The following is a 16137-nucleotide window of genomic DNA, read 5'->3' on the forward strand; positions in this document are numbered from 1 at the left end:
TTAGACGTGCGGATGCGCGCCTCACGTGAGCTTCACGGTGGCAGGCTTGCCCTTGGTGTAACTGATGGTGCCGCCCTCGAACGCCTGAGAGCACACGGTTCCCGAACATGTCTCCACCTTCGTCGGCCATCCGAGCGCGCCCCGCAGCCATCCCGCTGCGCTGTAGGCGGCCATCACCGTCGACGACGATACGAACGTGCCCCTGTCCGATGAGTGCACCCAGCCATTCGCGAACCTCTGCGCCATACCACTGCCGTTCACGTCGGCGACGACCTGAACGGGTGCCTGAGCGCTGCCGATCGTCGTGACGCTCTTCTGCTCCGCAGCGGCCGCGGTGATCGCCGCCGGGGTCACGCCGACTGCGGCGACGGCGGCCTTGCCGCGGATGTACCCGATGACGCCGCCGCCGAACTGCTGCACGCACGCCTTCCCCGTGCAGAACTCGGTTCCGACGGGCCAGGAAAGCGCGCCGCTGACCCGCCCGGCGGCGCTGTAGGCGGTCATGACCGTCTGCGACGACGCATAGCTTCCCCAGGACGAAGCATGCACCCAACCACCCTCGAACGCCTGTGCAACGCCGTTCCCGTTGACGTCGGTCACCGGCTGCTCGGCCGTCTTCGGCCAGCCCAGGAACCCGCGCAGCCATCCTGCAGCGCTATATCCGCTCATCACATTCGACGACGAGGAGAAGACCCCGCGCGCGGACGCGTGGAGCCATCCACCTGCGTACTTCCGCGCGAGGCCGTTCCCGTTCGGGTCGGTCACCACCTGGACGGCGGCCATCGCCTTGCCGAGCGAGTCGGAACCGGCGGCGCGTGCCGCGGTCACGGCTTCGGCTCCCATGCCAAGAACCGTGACCGCCGCCTTGCCGGGCGTGTAGACGATGCTTCCGCCGTCGAAGGACTGCGAGCACACGCCGCCCGAGCAGGTCTCGATCCCCGTCGGCCACCCGAGCTCTCCGCGCACCCAGCCCGCACCGTGGTATGCCGTCATCACCGTGCTGGACGAGACGAACGTGCCATGCCTCGAGGAATGCACGGCCCCGCGCTCGTAGTTCTGCGCGAGGCCCACACCGTTCGGATCAGCTACAACCCGCACGGACGACTGCGCGGAACCCAGCACGCCCGTGACACTGATCTGCTTGGCGGCGGCGGACGTGATCGCGGCAGGTGTAACGCCGACATCAGCTGTCGCCGCTCCCCCTCCGATGTAGCCGATGACGCCGCCGGTGAACGGCTGTACGCAGGCGCCGCCGGCGCAGACCTCCGCGCCGGTGGGCCAACCCAGGCTGCCGCGGACCCAGCCGGCCGCGCTGTAGGCCGCCATGATCTTCGAGGACGAGGCGAAGGTTCCACGCGCCGACGAATGTATCCATCCGCCTTGGAACGCCTGCGCGATTCCGTTGCCGTTGGGGTCTGTGACGGACTGCTCCGAGCCGGTCGGCCAGCCGAGGCTGCCACGCACCCAGCCCTTGGCACTGTAGGCGGCCATCAGCTTGCTCGTGGTCGAGAAGGTTCCGGTCTGGGACGAGTGGATCCACCCTCCGACGTACTGGCGCGCCAATCCGCTGCCTTTCGAGTGCGAGACGACCTGAACGGAGGCGGCCGGTTTGCCCAGCGGCCCTCCCGCCCCGCCTCGCGCAGTGTGCTCGAGGTCGATCGCCCGTGACGAAACGCCGAGCGTCGTCACGGCATTCGCACCACTCGCGTGGGAGATGATGCCCCCGCCGAACGGCTGAGTGCAGATCCCTCCCGTGCAGATCGTCTGTCCCGCCGGCCAGCCGAGGTCGCCGCGAATCCAACCCGCCTGGCTGAACGCGACCATGATCGGCGAGAGAGACGAGAAGGTTCCCGCGCCGGATGAGTGGATCCATCCCCCCGCGAACTTCTGGGCCAGACCGTTGCCGTTCGGATCGGTCACCGTCTGCATCGCTGCGGCAGGGCTTCCCAAGGGCCCGGATGCTCCGCCCGTGCGCTTCCACTCGGTCGCGATCGCGCCCGTCGGCGTCAAAGCCGGCACCTGGGTCGATCCGAACCAGTCCGTGAAGTACTGGTAGAAGTTGCGGTTGCCGTAGGCCGAGCAGGCATCGCCGGTGCCGTACCCAGCACTCAGCGCCGCACGGTTCGGCTGGTACGGCGTGTAGTAGTAGAGGTTCGCGGTGGCCTGGTTGGAGACGTACACCGGGGACGTTCCGCACGACGCGTTCGGATGGAACCGTACGTTCCACGTCTTCCCCGGCGCGTACCACGTGAAGAACTGGCTCGTTCCGGGAGGGTTCGCGTATCGCTTCAGCTGCCAAGCGGCACCGAACACCTGGTTGAAGAACCCGTAATAGCGCGTGTCGCACGCTGCGGTGTCGGGGCAGCCCTGGCCCATCGCTATCGTGTAGCGCCAGCTGCTCGGCCAGGTGTGCATGACGAGCCCCTGCTCCTTCTGGAGCATCACGAGGATCACCTGCGGGTTGATGCCGCACGCCTGCGCGACCTTGAAGATGATGCGGGATGCGCGTTCGCGCGTCCCCCCTGCGTAGGCACCGCACATCGCATCCGCGCTCGTGGTCCGCGGCATGTCGTACCAGTCCTTGAGGCATGTGTACCCCGACCGGCACGACGGCACCTTCGACTGCAGGAAGCTCTGGATCTGCGCCTCGGTCATCGTCGTCTTGTTGAAGAAGACGGCGTTGCTCATGATGTTGCCTGGCTGGAACTTCGACAGGTCTGCCGTCTTCACGACGCTTGCGGAGACGTCGGAAAGGGATGCCGGTGCGGTCGTCGAGGCCGCCGCCGGCACGACTGCGGTCAGCAGTCCCGCCAGCACCGCGAAGACCGCGACCGCCGATACCACGAAGGTGCGAGCGGACGCGCGCGCGGCCCTCCTCCGGGCGTACGTCATGTGAACAGTGTTACCGAAGTGACCAGTGAGTACAACAAGCGGCTCAGATCGTCACAGTTCGGCGTGCAGCTGCCACACCCTGTCCGCCGACTCCCGCCACGAGAATGAACGGCCGCGATCGCCGGCGAGAACGGCGAGCCGGTCGGCCGCTGCGGTCGAGCCGAGGGCGTCGCCCAGCGCGTCGCCCAGCCCTGCCGCCACGGCCTCGGCATCCGATCCCACGACGAGGACTCCCCCGTCGACGATCACCTCTCGGTGGACCGCACTGTCAGCGGCGATCACGGGCACACCGAGAGCGAGCGCGTCGACGACCCGCCAGGGAAACGCCGAGCGTCGCGAGGGTGCGATGAATGCGAGCGCGGCGCCGAAGACCGCCGCGCGATCGGCCGGGTCCAGCGCACCGCGCACGTGAAGTCGGCGTTCGGGAATCCCCGCGGCCGCTGCCAGGCCGGCGACAGCCGGCTCCTGGCCGTCGTCGACGCCGATCACGACGACCGGGAGATCGACACCGGACGCCGCGATCGCCGTCAGCCCGATGTCGAGCGCGTCCGAGGGAAGCGGACCGCCTGTCAGGAGCACGAATCCTTCGGGCAGATCGAGCATCCTGCGGCGTCCGATCTCATCGCCAGGAACCGCGAACCCCTGCGGCGCGGCGCCTGCGATGACGCGGATGCGGTCGCCGAGCGGAGCGATCTGGCCGAGGCGCTCACCGAGCGCATGGGTGGGAACAACGACGGCATCGGCGTGCTTGACCGCCCGCTTGAGCATCGCGCGGTGCCAGGCTGCGGTCGACCGCGGCAGTTCGTCGGCCGACTCCCACGGGCGCAGATCCCACACCGTGACGACCGTCTGATCGTTGTCGTGAACGCGGTCATGGCGCACGAGCGGGGCGAACAGGGTCGGCGCGTGGATCATGCCGCCGCCGATGCCCGTCCCGACGCCGAGCTGCAGCGCGGCGGCGAGCTCGCGCCGCGGCAGAGCGGTGCGGCGCACGCCGGCGAGGCCCGGGACCGCGTCGTCGGGATCGGTTTCGCCGCCCGCGGGGACGATCGCCTCCACCTCGCAGCCGGCGGGCGCGGCGATCACCAGTGCCCGCGCGAGCTCGCGGGAGGCTTCGGCGAGATCGGGCTCGGCCGAGGTCACGAGCTGGTCGAGCACGATGCGGAGCGTGGCGACCATCGGTTCAGCCCTCGGGTTCGGCGGACGGCGTCGGCGGATGCAGGGTGGTGCGCACCAGTTCCTGCACGTAGGTGTAGTCGGGCTCGTTCTCATCGACGCCGCCGTCGGGCGTGAGTTCGATGGTGTCGAGCGGAAGCTCCTTCGCCTTCAGCGCGAGGTCGGCGAGGAAGGGCAGCAGCGACTGCGGCAGGTCGGTCTGGACGATGTCGGCACCGGCCGACGCGACGTCCTGGAACCGCGTCAGCACGGTCTGCGGCGTGAACTGGGCGAGGATCGCCTGCTGCAGTTCGCGCTGACGCTTCATGCGATCGAAGTCGTCCGTCGTGTACCGAGACCGCGCGTACCACTGTGCGGTCTCGCCGTCCATGCGCTGGGGTCCGACCTCGATCCATCCGGTCGCCCACTCCTCGACCGGCTGCCCGTCGTAAGAGGGGCCGCCCCCTTCGGGCAGGCGCTCGGCGACGTCTATCTCGACGCCTCCGAGGGCGTCGACGAGGGAGGCGAAGCCGTGCATGTCGATGAAGACGTAATACGGGATCTCGATCCCGAGGATCCCCTCCGCGGCATCCTTCGTCGCCTCGATTCCCGGAGCCGAGCCGTTCGCGACCGCATCGGGGTACAGCGCGCTGCCGTCCTGGCATACCTCGACCTCGGTGCGGAGCTGGTTGATACCGCTTCCCCACCCGCAGGTCGGATCCGCACGCCCCTCGTGGCCGTTCGGATAGCGGTCTTGCATCGGCCCCGCCGAGAACGGGAAGTGCGGCATGTCGCGCGGGATGCCGGTGATGGTCGTCGCACCCGTGGTGGCGTTGACCGAAACGACCGAGATGCTGTCGAAGCGCATCGAATCGCGCCCCTCGCCGCTGTCGGCGCCCAGCAGCAGGATGTTGTAGTAGCCGTCGGAAGGCGACACCGCCGGGCCGCTGGCGCCGAAGATCGAGCCCAGCGTGTCACGCGTGATGCCGGCGTAGTGCGCAGCATAGGCGGCGGTGCCGCTTGCGAGGACGACCAGCGCGACGGCGAGCGCGGCGATGCCGAAGCGCGCGGCGCCGCCGGTCTTGACCAGTCGCACGAGACGGAGCGTGTCGATCGTCAGCACGACCCACAGCACGGCGTAGCCGGCGAACACGGCCTGCGCCGCAAGCAGCGCGATCCAGTTCGTCGCGAGCGTGAACAGCACCGGCTGCCACAGCAGGGCGCAGAGGGCTCCGAGTACGACGAGCACCCACATCGCGAGTGTCGCGCCGAGGCCGAACCGGCCGAGGCGGCGGTTTCCTGCGAGCACCTGGGCGGACCCCGGCATGAGGAAGTTGAGGAGGACGAGCCACCATCCGCGCCGCGACATGACGTCGTGCGAAGCTGTGTCGGGATACCGCAGCGGGCGCTCCTCGACGATCGACGGGGAGGCAGGGGGCGCGGTCATCGGCCGCGGCGGGCTGGCGACGCTCACAGCGACTCCTTGAGCCGCCGGTTCTTCTCGTCGACCTGGGTCTCGAGCGCGGCGGCGTACTCCTCCACCTTCGTCGCGAGGGCGGGATCAGCCGACCCGAGGATGCGCACCGCCAAGAGGCCTGCGTTCTTGGCGCCGTTGATCGACACCGTCGCCACAGGGATCCCCGCCGGCATCTGGACGATGCTGAGCAGCGAGTCGAGCCCGTCGAGGGTCGCGAGCTGCACCGGCACGCCGATCACGGGGAGCGCGGTGAGCGAGGCGAGCATACCCGGGAGGTGTGCCGCACCACCGGCGCCGGCGATGATCACCTGGAGGCCCCGGGCACGAGCTTCTCGGCCGTAGCGCATCAGCTTGTCGGGGGTGCGGTGCGCCGAGACGACCTCGACCTCGTGAGGCACTCCGAAATCGGTCAGCACCTGAGACGCGTCGCTCATGACGCGCCAGTCGGAGTCGGATCCCATGACGACTCCGACCCGCGGCGCGTCGGAGGAATGCAGGGGCACAGCGCGCCCGATCGAGTCCGGGCGCGCGATCGACTCAGTCACCCGACCAGGCTAGGGGGCGTGGCTGGAAGAACACCGCAACGGCGCGCATCCGACGGACGCCCGCTCAGCCGTCAAAGAACGATGCGGCAGCGCGCGCCTGATACGCGACGTCGTCGAGATCGGCCCCCGAGACGTTGACATGACCGACCTTGCGGCCCGGGCGCGGCGCCTTGCCGTAGGTGTGCACCTTCGCCGTCGGGTGCTCGCTCATCGCCGCGGCGAAGCGGGCGTCGAGGGATCCGACAGCGGGGCCGCCCAGGATGTTCACCATGACCGCCCAGGGGGCGCTCGACGAAGCATCTCCGAGCGGCAGATCGAGCACCGCGCGCAGGTGCTGCTCGAACTGGCTCGTCACCGCTCCGTCCTGCGTCCAGTGCCCGCTGTTGTGCGGGCGCATGGCCAGTTCATTCACGAGCAGCCGCTCGTCGGTGGTCTCGAAGAGCTCGACCGCCAGCATCCCGGTCACGCCGAGGCCCTCCGCGATCGCGACGCCGATCTGCGCGGCGACTTCGTGCAGCCGCTCGCTCGCGTGCGGCGCGGGCGCGATGACCTCAGCGCACACGCCGTCGCGCTGGATCGTCTCCACGACGGGATACACCCGCACCTCGCCAGAGGGCCGGCGCGCGACCTGTTGAGCGAGTTCGCGCGAGAAGTCGACGAGTTCTTCCACCAGAAGCGCTCCGCCGCGGGCGTCCTCGGCGAGGGCTGCGAACCAGTCGTCCGCCTCGGTCGCCGCCGACACGATGCGCACACCCTTGCCGTCGTAGCCGCCTCGCGGGGTCTTCACCACGGCTCGGCCGCCGTGTGCGTCGAGGAAGGTCTGCAGGTCGGAAGGACCCGTGACCGCCGCCCAGTCGGGCTGGGGCATTCCGAGCTCAGCCAGGCGCGTGCGCATGACGATCTTGTCCTGTGCGACGCCGAGCGCCGAAGGCCCCGGGTGCACCGCGACCCCGGCGGCGACGAGTGCGGCCAGCACCTCCTGCGGCACGTGCTCGTGGTCGAAGGTCACGACGTCGACGTCGCGCGCGAACGCGAGAACGGTCTCGGCATCGCGGTAGTCGCCCACCGCGGTCGCGGCGAGCGCGGCGGACATCCCCTCGTCCTCGGCGAGCACGCGCAACTCGACGCCGACCTCCACCGCAGGGGCGATCATCATGCGCGCCAGCTGACCTCCGCCGACGACTCCGACTCGAAGCGCCATTCCGCTCCCTTCCTCGCCTCCATCATCCCCCACGGGACGCGCCGGGAGGAGACGCCTCAGACGGGCGGAGGTACCGGAGGCGGCGGGCCGGGAGGAAGCGTCTGGGCATCACGATGCGCGAGGATCTGGCTCACCTCGACCTGATCCACGAGCGCTTCGTGGACGAGCTCGACGCTGGGGACGTTCGCGAGCCGCATCGGCTCGTCCACGCCGTTCGACAGTGTCAGCGTGCCCGCGCCCCACATCCGCTGCAGAAGGCCCCGACGCACCTGGATCGTGTAGCCCCGCACATGCTGGAGCTCGCGGCTCCGTGGCACGAACGCGCCACGACGCTCGATCACCCGCCGCGTCGTGATCGTGTACACGTGCGCCCACCATCGCAGGAACGGCAGCAGCACGAGCAGGAGGATCACGGCAGCGGCTGCGGCGAGCAGCATCCAGTTCTCGATATCTGCGGGCAGATTGCCGTAGAAGTAGCCGCATGCCCCCGCGACGGCGATGAGCACGAGAGCGGACCAGACGAGCCTTCGCGCGTGACCGCGGAACCGGGCGACCCGCAGCTCCGGCGTCGGCGCCCCGGGCGCCGGTGTCATCGGCCGCCCGATGTGGCTCGTCGGCTGGGTCATGGTTCCCATTGTGCGGCGCGCTCCGACATGGGCGCGCGCCCCACGCCCATCGGCGTCACACGGGGCGGTGATCAGCGCACGTGGACCACGTCTCCGGCGGACACCGCGACCTCGTCACCCGCGGGTACGACGACGACGAGGCGGCCGTCGGGATCGATGCGCTGCGCGCGGCCGGCGAGGGTCGAGCCGTCGGGGAGCGACACCCGCACGTCGCCGCCGAGCGTCGCGCACAGTGCCTCGATCTCGGCGAGGACCCCCGATGCCGCCGCATCGCCGTCCGCGGCGGAGAGTGCACGCAGCTGTTCGTCGAGGGCTGCGAGGTAGTCGGCGAGGAGTCGATCCTCGTCGCACGCGATGCCCACCGCAGCGAACGACGTCGCTGTGGGCACGGGAAGGTCGGCTCGCGGCATCCGCGTGTTGACACCCGACCCGATCACGACGGCGTCCGGGTGGCCTGGTACGACTTCGGCGAGGATGCCGCACACCTTGCCGCCGTCCAGCAGCACGTCGTTGGGCCATTTGAGCTGCGCCGTGTGGACGCTCCCCCGCAGCTGCGCGGCGATCGCGCGCGTCATCGCCGCGCCCGCGATGAGCGGGATCCAGCCGCGCGCCGCGGAGGGCAGATCGCCGACGCGCACCAGCACCGAGACCGCGAGCGCGGTGCCGGGTGGCGCCGTCCACGTGCGATCGAGCCGGCCGCGACCGCGACGCTGGTCGGTCGTCAGCACGAGCGAGAGGTGCGGCCACGCCTCGGACTCGCGCGAAGCGAGGCGCACCAGATCCGCGTTGGTCGAGTCGGTGTGCGGGACGACCTCGACGCGGGGGCTGGTCGCGGCGGTGAGGGGACATCCATCCTGCGGGAACGGCATGTCTCCACGGTACCCGTCGGTCACCGGTTGCGGAGGCCCGTGTAGTAGACCCAGAGCTTCCTGCTGCCCCACTTCACTTGATACCACTCCCGGTTGCCGTCGAGGACTTCGACGGCGGTGCCTCCGGCGACCGTCGTCACGACGGTGCCTGCCGGCGAGCTGCGGAGCCCGACCGGCTTGGTGGTCACCATCTGCTTCACGGGATAGCTCGCCGCTGTGCCGAAGGATCCGTTGAAGTGCGAATACACCGTCCGGGAGATAGCCCGCAACGCCGCCTTCGAGGGGCCGTCGTCGCCGATGATCGAGACGATGTAGGAGTAGTTCGGCCCATTGACGATCGCGGTATCGGCCTGCAGGAGACCGGAGGCGATCCACAGCGCCCCGGGCTTGCTCGCCTGGGGAACACCCGGTGGGATGCCGGATGCGATCCGGGACCGCCAGATCTGGCTCCGCATGTGGTTGATCAGTCGATCCGAGTACGCCGGGGAGAGAACTGACCTGTTCGCCAGCCTCTGCATCATCCACGCCATGTCGTTCGTCGAGGATCGGTTGCCGGCGTAGAGCACACTCGTCCCCCGCGGCACACTGCCGTAGTACGTGTTCGTGAACCCGGCCCCGCGAATCATGTCGTTGATCGTCGAGATGCCGATCCAGTGCACGATGTCGGTGTGACAGTAGTTGTCCGAGACGTGGATCATCACGCGGATGCACGTCTCCAGCGGAACGCCCGAAGGAAGTCTCGTCGACAGGGTCGCCCGGCCCTGCTCCACCCGCTTGTACGCTGCCCACGCGGCGAAGATCTTCATCATGCTGGCGGGTTCACGGCGCGCGCCCCCGTTGACCTGAGCGACCTCGTGCAGACCGCCGATCTGGCGGACGGTCACGGTGAAGGACCCCGCGTACTTCGCCGCCGTCGCACGTATGGCTGATGTCAGCGCAGCCTCTCGAGACGCCTTCACCGTGGAGCAGGACGTGTTCGACGCCACACTCGAACTGACCGACGTGGACGATCCCACGACGATCAGACGACCACCCGCCGCCGCGATGGCAGAAGCCGAGGCGTCCGGCATGCACTCCGGCAACGCGTAGTACAACGGCTGCCTCACCGCCGCCGCCACGCCGGCGGCGACCGCGACATCCTGCGGCTTCGCAGGATTGACGATCACGTTCGCGGTCCGGCCGGGAGGGGTCTCGCGCATGGCGAGCGCCGCGGCGGCGAGCCGGTCGGTCGATCCGACCACCGAGACGGAGAAGCCTGCGGTGCGAAGCGCCTGGAGGTATGCAGCCGTCAAGGGCGACGTGCTCTGGACGACGACGACCCGAACGGTGCCTGCACCGCGAAGGGCATCGACCGTCGCCGCGTCGAGCGCGAGCGCGTGCCCGCTGACGACCAGCGACCGTTTTCCTGCGGCGGCGGCGGCGACCGCCGCGAGGGGAGCATCGTCGGTGGTCTTCGCCCCCGCGATGAAGACAGTGTCGGCGGGCGCGGTCGCGGCGCTGAAGGCCGCACGGGCAGTCTCATAGAGCGTCGCGCCCCCGATACGGCTGACCTGGGGTGTGACACCGCGCAGGGTGGCGATCACCGCGTCACTCACGTAGGCCGGCCCGCCTGCGACGATGATGCGCGACGGAGCGAGTCGGCGCAGTTCCTCGAGAACGATCGCGGGCACCGACGTGACGCCGACGTGGAGGAGCGCTGCACCCGAATCCGAGGCGACGGCGGCACCGACCGCAGCGAAGATGGGGTACGGACCGGAGGTGATGACCACCGTGTCAGTGCCGAGCGGAAACAGCGACCGGGAAGCGCCCACCGCCGCCGCGTAGGCGTCGGTGCCCGTCGTGATCCGACTCGCCTTCGGGAGGGGAACCGTGACCGGGGCGACGGCAAGACGCTGCTCGACAGATTCCTCCACGGTCTCCCGTGGGACGGGAAGCGGGCTCGGAGAAGGGGCGGGCGTCGGCTGCGGCGAGGCCGTCGGCTGGGGCGAGGCCGTCGGCGTCGCCGTCGGACTGGGCGCCGGCGTCGGCGTCGCGATGGGTGAAGCCGTCGGTGTCGGGAGCGGTGACGGGAGCGGTGACGGCGATCCCGCCACCAGCATCGCGACCAGGACCAGCGATCCGGGCCGCATCGACGCTCTCAGCACACCACGCACTCGAACCGACACAGTAATGCGAAGCTACCGCCCTCACGCTTCGCTCCCATGAGACACCGGTGAGAGTTCACCTGCCGGCAACACCTGGGGTCACACCTCCACAGCCAATCCCCTCACCCCTTGTGCGCACCCTCCAACCGATGCGGGAGCGCCGCAGATAAGGTGGAACGCGTGAGCGATCAGCCCGACCTTTATACGACCGCCGGCAAGATCGCGGACCTCCGAGCGCGATACCAGGAGGCGGTCGTCGACGCCGAGAAGGCGGCCCACGACAAGCAGTCCGCGAAGGGCAAGGGCACGGCCCGCGAACGCATCGAGCTTCTCGTCGATCCCGGCAGCTTCGTCGAGCTCGATGAGTACGTGCGCCACCGCACCACCGCGTTCGGCATGGACAAGTCGCGTCCGTACGGCGACTCGGTCGTCACCGGCGTCGGCACGATCCACGGCCGCACCGTCGCCGTCTATGCGCAGGACTTCTCGACCTTCGGCGGGTCGCTGGGCGAAGTGGCCGGCGAGAAGATCATCAAGGTGATGGAGTTCGCGCTTCGCAGCGGCATCCCGATCGTGGGAATGCTGGATTCCGGCGGTGCGCGCATCCAGGAGGGCGTCGTCGCGCTCGGCAAGTACGGCGAGATCTTCCGCCTCAACACCCGCGCATCCGGGGTCATCCCGCAGATCTCGATCATCATGGGCCCGGCCGCGGGCGGCGCGGTGTACTCACCCGCCCTCACCGACTTCGTCGTCATGGTCGACAAGACGAGCCAGATGTTCGTCACCGGCCCCGACGTCATCAAGACCGTCACCGGCGAGGACGTCGGCATGGAGGAGCTCGGCGGCGCGCACACGCACAACACCCGCTCGGGCGTCGCGCACTATCTCGCCGAAGACGAGGACGACGCGATCGACTACGTGCGCACGCTCCTCGGCTTCCTCCCCGACAACAACATGTCGGAGCTCCCGGTGTACGAGACCGGCTTCGAATTCGAGACGACGGATGCCGACCGCGCACTCAACGCGATCATCCCCGACTCGCCGAATCAGCCGTACGACATCCACCAGGTCATCCGCGGGATCGTGGATTCCGAGGACTTCCTCGAGGTGCAGCCGCTCTTCGCCCCGAACATCGTGATCGGATTCGGGCGCGTCGAGGGCCGGTCGGTCGGCATCATCGCCAACCAGCCGTCGCAGATGGCCGGCACCCTCAACATCGAAGCCGGTGAGAAGGCGAGCCGCTTCGTCCGCTTCTGCGACGCCTTCTCGATTCCGATCGTGACCCTCGTCGACGTCCCCGGCTATCTTCCCGGCACCGATCAGGAGTGGACCGGCGTCATCCGCCGCGGCGCGAAGCTGCTGTACGCCTATGCCGAGGCGACCGTGCCCCTCGTGACCGTGATCCTGCGGAAGGCCTACGGCGGCGCCTACATCGTGATGGGCTCGAAGCAGTTGGGCGCCGACATCAACCTCGCGTGGCCGACGGCCGAGATCGCGGTGATGGGCGGCCAGGGCGCCGTCAACATCCTCTACCGCGGCGAGATCCGCCGCGCCGAGGAAGCCGGCGAAGACGTCGCCGCCGTGCGAACCCGCCTCGCCAACGAGTACACCTACAACGTCGCCTCGCCGTTCCTCGCCGCCGAGCGCGGCGAACTCGACGGCATCATCGAGCCGGCGCAGACGCGCGTCTCGATCGCCAAGGCGCTGCGGGCACTGCGCGGCAAGCGGGCGAGCCTGCCGCCGAAGAAGCACGGGAACATCCCGCTGTGACCGAGCACCTGGACGAGCAGCCGCAGGACGTCGCGATCGACGTCCGTCGCGGTGCGCCGACAGAGGACGAGCTCGCCGCGCTCATGGCGGTCGTCGCCGAGGCGTACACCGGAGAGGCAGCCGAGGCCGTCGCCGACGATGAGCCGGCGCGGTCGGCCTGGGCGATCTCGAGCCGGAATCTGCGCGAGCCGCTGCGCCGCGAACTCGGCTGGCGCGGGTGATCGTGGGGGACCGAGCTTGTCCCCCAAAATACCTACATACACGCCGCGAGCACTCGCACATACTTGAACTGCTGGAACGCTTCTGCGTTCGGCCGGCTCGCTCTTCCGCTCTGCGGCAGATCCCGGGTTCGGCCTTGCGATCGGTTTTCGGGTAACCGATCGCCAGGCGAGGGGCGGGCGGCTTCGCCGCCCCTCGCCTCCTTCATCCCGCTCTCCGCCCCGGTTCCCCTCCCCCACCGGGACGGGGAGCGAAGCGCCCTCAGACAGGCGTCAGACCGCGTTCGGGTGCGGGATCTCGCGCCACAGGTCCACGGCGTCCTCGTCGGACGGTGCGCCGACGGACGCCGAGCGACCGACGACCGTCACCGCGATGCGATCGTGCGGTGAGGTGCGGATGTAGAGGCGCTCCGAGACCGCCGAGTGCAGCGTCTCGGCCAGCTGCGCGCGGATGATCCGCAGCGAGGCTTCGCTCGAGCCCTCGAGACCGCCCTCGTCGAGCACCGTCACGTTCGCGCCGCGTCGACGTGCGTGCTCGAGTTCGGCACGCACATCGTCGTCGAGCAGTCGAGGGCCGCGCATCTCGTCACGGAGCCGCCCCTCGGCGAGCCGCGCCTCGAGCCGATCCGCGAGGCTGAGCTCGCCTCCGGTCGCCACGGTGCGCGAGAGCACGGGTCCCGCGACCGCGAGCGCCTGCTGGATCTGCACCCGCCGTTCGCGCTGACGCACGACCTGCGAGGTCTGCCACGCGGATGCCGCGCGCTGCAGCTGCGCGAGCCGGGCGGTGTCGGCGGCGGCGCGGTCGATCGACATCAGCAGCAGCTGCGCGACCGCCACCCACACGATCGAGCCGACGAGTCCGAGCGCGAGCGCCTCGGCCGGACCCATCCACAGCATCGAGGCGACGGTGAGCGCTGCGACCCCGATCCATGCCGTCCAGGGGCGGCGGCGCACCATGACGATCGTCATGAGCGCACCGATGCCGCCGAGATACCACGTCGCGTAGGTCGTGGTGCGGGACTCGGGTCCCACGGCGACCGCCACCGCACTCGGCACGATGAATGCGCACGCGAGCGCGAGGACCTGTGCCACGCGGGGCAGCTGAACCGGCCCGCGTGGATGCTGGGCGGCCGCGGCATCCACCGACCCCGTGGTGCCCTTCGGCTCCCAGAACACGCAGAGCAGCGCCGTGAGCAGGTAGAGGCCGAGGGTGGCGGCCATGACGAGCGGCTGCTCCACCGGTCCCGTCCACCACAGCCCGCGAGCGGCGAGGTACGCCGTGAATGCGACCGCCAGACCCATGAGCACCAGACGGACGCTGATCACGACGGCCCTCCGCTCCACGCGAGCCGCACAATCGTGCCCCGGGACCCCGAGTCGATCGAGACGGTGCCGCCTACGGCCGCGACCCGCGCGAGGATCGAGGCGCGGATGCCGAGGCGATCGTCGGGCACATCGTCGAGATCGAAGCCCTCGCCGTCGTCACGGACGGTGATGCCGAGGCCGGCTGCGTCCGCCTCGAGCCGCGCTGCGAGCCCGACTCCGCCGGCGTGCTGCACGGCGTTCGCGACGGCCTGCGTGGCGGCGAGTCCGAGCGCGCGCGCGACGCGCCCGGGCACCTCGAGGGCGTCATCGGAGACGATCCGGTCGACTGTGAGCTCGACGCCGACCTCGCGCGCGGCGAGCTCGAGGTCGTCGGCCACGCTCTGCGGGTCGCGCGGGTCGTCACTGCCCTCGTGCACGTCCTGCTCGGCGTTCGCGAGCCGCGTGAGAGCGTCGCGGGCCATCGCCGCCGCGAGGGTGCGCTCGCGGGGGGTCTCGGCGCGCTCGGCGGCGATGAGCGCCGCGAGCACGCTGTCGTGCATGAGCGCCGCGACGGCGACGCGCTCCTGTTCCAGGGCGTCTGCCGCGGCGGCCTGCGCGTACGACGACACCGCCCGGGCACGCGTCGCGTCGACGTTCGCCGCGACCGAGCGGAACACCCAGCCGAGCGTGAGGATCATGCCGCCGAGAATGAGCGAGAACGAGATCTCGAGGCCGACGGCGATCCAGAAGTCGGGTGCGAACCCTCCCGTCACGAGACGCACGACGCCGTAGAGCAGCGGCACGAGCAGCGTCCACAGCACCTGGAGCGGGAAGGGGAAGGCCAGCACCGCGGCGAGTGTCGCGACGTTGACGAGGTACCAGAGCCACGGCTGATCCGTCGGCGACGCCGTGGTCCCGGCGGTCGCGATGGGCCATGCGGCCAACGCGACGACATAGGCGACCGCGAAGACGCCTGCGGTGATGCGGACCCCACGGCCGATCATGCATGCCAGGACCATCGCCGTCAGCGGCACGAAGACGGCGAGCATGAGCGGCTCATGCCACCCCGGGCGCTCGACGGCCGGGCCGAGGGCCGTCACCAGCGCCTGCGCGCCGACCACGAGAGCTCCCAGCCCGCTGGAGAGGGCGAGGATCCGTTCGACACGCGTGCGCGTGAATGACCCGATCCCGGCGGTCTCCGCGCGCGTCGGGGGAATGAGCCCCCACGCGGTGTCGAGGCTCGCTGTGGGTGTGTCAGCCGCCACCGGGGCCGTCCCCCGGATCGACCACGGACTGCGCCAGGATGCCGTCCTCCATCGCCCGGTGCAGGAGATCGATCTTCGTGGGGGCGGGGCGGCCCACCTCGACGTACTTCACGCGGATGCGCGTGATGTTCTCCTTGGCGGTGGAGTAGGCGACCCCGAGTCGATCGGCGACGACCTTGAGGGGGAGGCCGGCGGCGTAGAGCCTCAGCACGTCCCGCTCGCGGGCGGACAGCTGCGCGTCGGCGAACTCGCGATCGCCCTCGACGGCGCTGGCCCATTCGACGTTGTTGAGCGCCTCCCCGCGCGCGACGGTGCCGATCGCGGCGATGACCTCGTCGATGCGCGAAGACTTGCTGACGACGCCGGCGGCGCCGGCGACGAGCGCCTCGCGGACCGCGGCGGGCCGGTCTGCCACGCTGTGGATGATCACGCTGGAGCCGTCGACCACCAGGCGCCGGACGTTCTCGGTGACGGTGGTGCCGTCGCCGAGCGTGAGGTCGAGGACGACCACGTCTGCCGGCGGTGCCATGCTGAACGCTCGCCAGTCGAGATAGTCCGCGACAGTGCTCCCCGAGAACACCACCTGTTTCGTGCCGACGCGGGCGCAGGCGGCCGCGAGCCCGAGCCGCACCGACTCGTGGTCGTCGATGAGTGCGACGCGCGTCATGCC

The 16137-nt window shown here is 70.0% G+C and carries 13 protein-coding genes; 2 read left to right on the forward strand and 11 right to left on the reverse strand.

What is annotated here, in order from left to right; translation table 11 throughout:
* Positions 1-21 precede the first annotated feature (21 nt).
* The 8 genes from FFS15_RS07230 to FFS15_RS07265 all read right to left on the reverse strand — a co-directional run bounded on the left by FFS15_RS07230 (position 22) and on the right by FFS15_RS07265 (position 10678).
* Positions 22-2892, reverse strand: a complete 2871-nt coding sequence (locus FFS15_RS07230; protein ID WP_137844342.1) for a hypothetical protein — start codon at positions 2890-2892, stop codon at positions 22-24.
* 51 nt (positions 2893-2943) lie between these two features.
* Positions 2944-4071, reverse strand: a complete 1128-nt coding sequence (locus FFS15_RS07235) for a glycosyltransferase (protein WP_137844343.1) — start codon at positions 4069-4071, stop codon at positions 2944-2946.
* Positions 4072-4075: 4 nt separating this feature from the next.
* The gene (locus FFS15_RS07240) at positions 4076-5521 is read right to left on the reverse strand and encodes an LCP family protein (RefSeq protein WP_137844344.1); all 1446 of its coding nucleotides are present in this window, start codon (positions 5519-5521) and stop codon (positions 4076-4078) included.
* On the reverse strand, positions 5518-6021 hold the full coding sequence (gene purE, locus FFS15_RS07245) for a 5-(carboxyamino)imidazole ribonucleotide mutase (protein WP_283205748.1): 504 nt from the start codon (positions 6019-6021) through the stop codon (positions 5518-5520). Before purE ends, FFS15_RS07240 begins: the two co-directional genes overlap by 4 nt.
* A gap of 112 nt (positions 6022-6133) precedes the next feature.
* Positions 6134-7270 carry a 5-(carboxyamino)imidazole ribonucleotide synthase gene (locus FFS15_RS07250; RefSeq protein ID WP_137844345.1) on the reverse strand — a complete coding sequence of 379 codons (1137 nt, stop codon included), beginning with the start codon at positions 7268-7270 and terminating at the stop codon, positions 6134-6136.
* 56 nt (positions 7271-7326) lie between these two features.
* Complete coding sequence (locus FFS15_RS07255) at positions 7327-7896, reverse strand: PH domain-containing protein (RefSeq protein WP_137844346.1); 570 nt, start codon at positions 7894-7896, stop codon at positions 7327-7329.
* A gap of 71 nt (positions 7897-7967) precedes the next feature.
* On the reverse strand, positions 7968-8765 hold the full coding sequence (locus FFS15_RS07260; RefSeq protein WP_137844347.1) for a biotin--[acetyl-CoA-carboxylase] ligase: 798 nt from the start codon (positions 8763-8765) through the stop codon (positions 7968-7970).
* Between the two features lie 20 nt (positions 8766-8785).
* Entirely contained in the window at positions 8786-10678 is a 1893-nt protein-coding gene (locus FFS15_RS07265) for a serine hydrolase (protein ID WP_137844348.1), read from the reverse strand.
* 402 nt (positions 10679-11080) lie between these two features.
* Here FFS15_RS07265 and FFS15_RS07270 point away from each other — a divergent pair, with 402 nt between their 5' ends.
* Entirely contained in the window at positions 11081-12679 is a 1599-nt protein-coding gene (locus FFS15_RS07270) for an acyl-CoA carboxylase subunit beta (RefSeq protein WP_137844349.1), read from the forward strand.
* The gene (locus FFS15_RS07275) at positions 12676-12900 is read left to right on the forward strand and encodes an acyl-CoA carboxylase subunit epsilon (RefSeq protein WP_137844350.1); all 225 of its coding nucleotides are present in this window, start codon (positions 12676-12678) and stop codon (positions 12898-12900) included. The genes FFS15_RS07270 and FFS15_RS07275 overlap by 4 nt, the downstream gene beginning before the upstream one ends.
* A gap of 270 nt (positions 12901-13170) precedes the next feature.
* Here FFS15_RS07275 and FFS15_RS07280 read toward each other — a convergent pair whose 3' ends face one another.
* The 3 genes from FFS15_RS07280 to FFS15_RS07290 are packed head-to-tail and all read right to left on the reverse strand — an operon-like array spanning position 13171 to position 16134.
* Positions 13171-14223, reverse strand: coding sequence for a hypothetical protein (locus FFS15_RS07280; protein ID WP_249353821.1), 1053 nt, complete (start codon positions 14221-14223; stop codon positions 13171-13173).
* A complete protein-coding gene (locus tag FFS15_RS07285) occupies positions 14220-15467 on the reverse strand; it encodes an ATP-binding protein (protein WP_137844351.1) in 1248 nt (415 codons plus the stop codon). The genes FFS15_RS07280 and FFS15_RS07285 overlap by 4 nt, the downstream gene beginning before the upstream one ends.
* Positions 15457-16134, reverse strand: coding sequence for a response regulator transcription factor (locus FFS15_RS07290; RefSeq protein ID WP_137844352.1), 678 nt, complete (start codon positions 16132-16134; stop codon positions 15457-15459). Before FFS15_RS07290 ends, FFS15_RS07285 begins: the two co-directional genes overlap by 11 nt.
* Between the last annotated feature and the right edge of the window lie 3 nt (positions 16135-16137).

This window comes from Microbacterium sp. 2FI (assembly GCF_005502885.1).
GTDB lineage: Bacteria > Actinomycetota > Actinomycetes > Actinomycetales > Microbacteriaceae > Microbacterium.

Bases quoted from the DNA above. Each gene is read 5' to 3' on its own strand.
- FFS15_RS07230 (WP_137844342.1), bottom strand. From the start codon at position 2,892: ATGACGTACGCCCGGAGGAGGGCCGCGCGCGCGTCCGCTCGCACCTTC.
- FFS15_RS07250 (WP_137844345.1), bottom strand. From the start codon at position 7,270: ATGGCGCTTCGAGTCGGAGTCGTCGGCGGAGGTCAGCTGGCGCGCATG.
- FFS15_RS07290 (WP_137844352.1), bottom strand. From the start codon at position 16,134: ATGACGCGCGTCGCACTCATCGACGACCACGAGTCGGTGCGGCTCGGG.
- FFS15_RS07235 (WP_137844343.1), bottom strand. From the start codon at position 4,071: ATGGTCGCCACGCTCCGCATCGTGCTCGACCAGCTCGTGACCTCGGCC.
- FFS15_RS07255 (WP_137844346.1), bottom strand. From the start codon at position 7,896: ATGACCCAGCCGACGAGCCACATCGGGCGGCCGATGACACCGGCGCCC.
- FFS15_RS07260 (WP_137844347.1), bottom strand. From the start codon at position 8,765: ATGCCGTTCCCGCAGGATGGATGTCCCCTCACCGCCGCGACCAGCCCC.